Source organism: bacterium, from assembly GCA_041648665.1.
In the GTDB taxonomy this organism is placed as follows: domain Bacteria; phylum UBA10199; class UBA10199; order 2-02-FULL-44-16; family JAAZCA01; genus JAFGMW01.
Genome location: JBAZOP010000165.1, coordinates 1 through 4,034, shown reverse-complemented (window position 1 = coordinate 4,034; position 4,034 = coordinate 1). Strand labels below are relative to the sequence as shown.

Genomic DNA, 4,034 nt, shown 5'->3' with positions numbered 1-4,034 from the left:
TCGAGGACGAGGACGAGCGCCTGCTCTGGATCGTCCACCAAAATTATCTCGGGTTCTTCGTGACGAAATCGAGCATGGACGATCCGGGCGTCATCAAGGAGCACGAGGAATTTCGGTCGTATGAAGAGTTCGCCGCCCGGTATCCCGCCTTTGCCGCGACCATTGTCCAGGTCTACAAGAGCATGATCGCGGGCGGGATCGCGCTCATGGAGCAGCAATCGGGCGGGCCCGTGCAGGAGCCGTATGGAGGGATGTATCAATGACTGTAGATCGGTTGGTGGGAGAATGAGTCAATTTCTGAAGAAAGAAGCCGTATTGGATTACCTGAACGGTCGCCTGGCCGAGGTATCCAGCGACCTCTACTATCCCTGCGAGGTGGACGAGGAGATCGAGCGCCTGGTCGAGCGGATCGAGCAGGGCGAATTTGATTGGGCGGGGGAGAGCGAATGATCATACCAACTTGCGAGCATCCCTGGAATTCCCTTGCGATAACCGCCAAATCGTGGGATGCGCCGAATGACCGGGTGGAACTCAAAATCGAGTTTACCTGTAAAAAGTGCGGGAAACTGCTTTCCAACACCATAGAAGGGAGGCACCAGAAATCATGACCGTAAATGCAAAACCGGGCCGCGTGTTCCTGGCAGAAGGCACGGCCCGATACCACGACCAACCACGCAATAGGAGGATCGGGCATTGAGCCGTTGCATTGCTTTCTATAAAAAGTGTGAGGAGCAGGGCGCCGATTGGTGCGAGAAGCTACCACATGCAGTTCGCTTGATTGAGAACTATCTGGATCTCTGTAAAGAACTGGAGAGCCGGGGCGTTCCCAAAGAATTGACCATGGTCAACATGACCGAAAGGGCAGCACGGCCTTTGTTCTCCCTTCGGGAGCCAGAAATAAGAGAAAAGGCTATGGAAAAAATCACAAGCCGTCTAAATGGAAAACGGGGCGCAGGGAGGGGAAATACAAAGAAACTCACTTCGGGCGATGTTCGTGGTATTATCCAGATGATCAAGCACGAAGAGAAGAAGCCGCTCCCAACACCGGCCGGGCAGTATTCTGTGATTCTGGCAGATCCACCGTGGCGCTACGAGTTCAGCGAGACGGGCACGCGGGAGATCGAGAACCAATATCCTACAATGGATCTGGAGGAGATAAAAGCCCTGAAAGTTCCCGCCGCCGATGATGCCATCCTCCTCCTGTGGACCACGGCCCCCAAGCTGGAAGAATCGCTCGAAGTGTTGAATGCTTGGGGTTTCACGTATCGCACCTGTGCCATCTGGGACAAAGAGAAGAAGGGCATGGGGTATTGGTTCCGCATCCAACACGAACTCTTATTGGTCGGGATAAAGGGCAACTTTAAGACGCCCGATCCGGAGAACCGTTTTGATTCTGTCATCCGGAGCCCGAGAGAAGGGCACAGCGAAAAGCCCGCCTGCGTCTACACCATGATCGAGCGGATGTTCCCCGAACAAAGCCGGATCGAACTCTTCGCCCGAACCAATCGGGAAGGGTGGGCCGCATGGGGGAACGAAGTATGATCCACTCCTTCAACGAGCAGCTCGCCTTCTCGCAGAGTAAAGAGGGCGCCATCGACGACATTTATAAAAATTACTTCAAGAATGTCGTCAAGATAACCCGCCTCCCCTTCGGGCAGCGGCAGCGGGTCGGGATAGATACCGTTGTGCAGCTCGCCAGCGGCGAAGAGATCCGCACGCAGGAGAAGTGGCGAACCCGCCCTTTTTCGGGCGACTTCCTGATCGAGACCTGCAGCGTCTGGAAAAACGGTGAGTGCGTCAAACCGGGCTGGATCTACACCATTGACGCCGAATACATCTTCGCCGTGTATGCCCCTTCCCAGCTCGTCAAAATCTACCCGGTGACACAACTGAAACTGGCCTGGGACTCGAACAAAGACGACTGGATGCGGAGCTATCACATCCCGCCCGCACGGAATCGGGGCTATGAAACGCACAACATCGCCGTTCCCTGCGCCGTTCTGGAGAGTGCCCTCTTGAGTACCATGTCGTTCAGCTACCAGCGGCAATTGACCGATTCCTATTCACAGGGCGATTATTCGGTTGTCAACGAATCCGCCCCCCATTACACGCTCAAAGAGGTATCCTGACATGCCCGACGAAACCCCCCCCGACACACGCAAAAACCGCCGCTACTCCAATAAGCAGGTCTGCGAAGCCCTCGACGACTCCCGCGGCATGATCCGCCTGGCTGCGAAATCCCTCGGCTGCGCCCCCTCCACGCTCACCCGCCGCGCCGAGAGCGAGCCCGCCATCAAACAGAAGATCGCGGACCTGCGGGAGCTCGAACTCGACAAGTCCGAAGTCGCCCTCTTCGAGGCCCGGGACCGGGGCGAAGGCTGGGCGATCAAGTTCCACCTGGCGACCATCGGCAAGAATCGCGGCTACGTGGAGCGCATCGAGAGCACAGGCAAAGACGGCGAACCCATCGCCATGATCTTCGATATCGAACAGATCCTCGGATCGGAAGCCTTCAAGGAGTATGACCGAAAAGTCCGCGCTGCACTCGCTGGTCAGTCCGGCGACGTTCGCAGTTAAGGCCAGCAAAGGCAGGTGGCTGTGCGCGAAGCACCTCGACTATCTCAATAACCGCCTCCTGGAAGTCGCCGCCGGAAGGCTAAAACGGCTCATGGTCTTCCTCCCGCCCCGGCATGGGAAGTCCGAGTTCATATCAAAGTATTTCGCCGCCTGGTATCTCGGAACGTTCCCGGACCGCAAAATTATCCTCACCAGCTACGAGGCCGACTTCGCCGCGCAGTGGGGGCGGCGGGCCCGGGAACTGATCGAGGAGCACGGCGGGCTGTCCTTCCTGGAGCGGGTGGAAGTCAGCAGCGACTCCTCGGCGGCGTCCCGCTGGGATATCAAGGGGCACGCGGGCGGCATGGTCACGGCAGGCGTCGGGGGCCCGATCACGGGAAAAGGCGCGAATTTAATTTTAATCGACGATCCTGTGAAAAATGCCGAACAGGCCGCCTCCGAGACCTACCGCGAGAAGACCTGGGAGTGGTATCGGTCCACGCTCTACACGCGGCTGGAGCCTGGCGGCGCGATCATCCTGATCATGACCCGCTGGCACGAAGACGACCTCGGCGGACGGCTCCTGGAAGACATGCGGCAAGGGGGAGATCAATGGGCGATCATCAATTTCCCCGCGCTTGCCGAAGAAGGCGATCCGCTGGGCCGCTCGGCGGGCGACCCCCTCTGGCCCGATCGCTTCTCCCTGCCGGAGCTGGAGAAGGTCCGGCGCACGCTGGGCTCGTATTTCTGGGCGGCACTCTACCAGCAGCGCCCGGCCCCGTCGGAAGGCGGGCTCTTCAAACGGCACTGGTTCGAGATCGTAGGCGCCTACCCTTCGGACTGCAACAGGGTGCGCCGCTGGGATATCGCCGCCACGGCAAAGGGCGGAGACTACACCTGCGGGCTCCTCCTCGGGGAGAAGGACGGGGCCTTCTACGTCATCGATGTCCGCCGCACGCAGGAGAATCCAGCGGGCGTGGAGGCGCTCATCCGGCAGACCGCCGATCTGGATGGTCCCGACACATCGATCCGCATGGAGCAGGAACCGGGCTCCTCGGGGAAGGGCATCATCGACCACTATGCCCGCTACGTCCTCCGGGGGTATGCCTTCAAGGGCGTTCCCTCGACAGGATCGAAAGTGGAGCGGGCCCGCCCCGTCAGCGCGGCGGCAGAAGCCGGCAACGTGAAGATCGTACGGGGGTCCTGGAACGCCGCTTTCCTCGATGAAGTTTCCGCGTTTCCTACCGGGAAGCACGACGATATCGTCGATACCCTGAGCGGATCTTTCTCCGATCTCACGCTCGGGGGGTTCGTGCGCGGCGACGGCCCCTCCCTCGAGGAAGCCCTCGGAGACCCCGCGCCGTCGTTCGGCAGCACGGAATGGGACGAGATCCCGGGATTCGGATAGACTATGCCAAAGAAAAAAACCACGACACAGGAAGAAGGCGACGTTTACGTCACCGCCTCGGGGTTCTACG

6 protein-coding genes are annotated in these 4,034 nt (G+C 59.3%); all 6 read left to right on the top strand.

What is annotated here, in order from left to right:
• On the top strand, positions 1 to 263 hold a 263-nt coding region (locus WC683_20000), incomplete at its 5' end, for a hypothetical protein (protein MFA4974892.1).
• A gap of 22 nt (positions 264 to 285) precedes the next feature.
• Positions 286 to 450 (top strand): hypothetical protein, encoded by a 165-nt coding sequence (locus tag WC683_19995; GenBank protein ID MFA4974891.1) that lies wholly within the window; start codon positions 286 to 288, stop codon positions 448 to 450.
• A 243-nt stretch (positions 451 to 693) separates the two neighbouring features.
• The gene (locus tag WC683_19990; GenBank protein MFA4974890.1) at positions 694 to 1,542 is read left to right on the top strand and encodes an MT-A70 family methyltransferase; all 849 of its coding nucleotides are present in this window, start codon (positions 694 to 696) and stop codon (positions 1,540 to 1,542) included.
• Entirely contained in the window at positions 1,539 to 2,129 is a 591-nt protein-coding gene (locus WC683_19985; GenBank protein MFA4974889.1) for a hypothetical protein, read from the top strand. Before WC683_19990 ends, WC683_19985 begins: the two co-directional genes overlap by 4 nt.
• Before the next feature lies 1 nt (position 2,130).
• On the top strand, positions 2,131 to 2,577 hold the full coding sequence (locus WC683_19980) for a hypothetical protein (protein MFA4974888.1): 447 nt from the start codon (positions 2,131 to 2,133) through the stop codon (positions 2,575 to 2,577).
• Complete coding sequence (gene terL / locus WC683_19975) at positions 2,522 to 3,964, top strand: phage terminase large subunit (protein MFA4974887.1); 1,443 nt, start codon at positions 2,522 to 2,524, stop codon at positions 3,962 to 3,964. The genes WC683_19980 and terL overlap by 56 nt, the downstream gene beginning before the upstream one ends.
• Positions 3,965 to 4,034 lie beyond the last annotated feature (70 nt).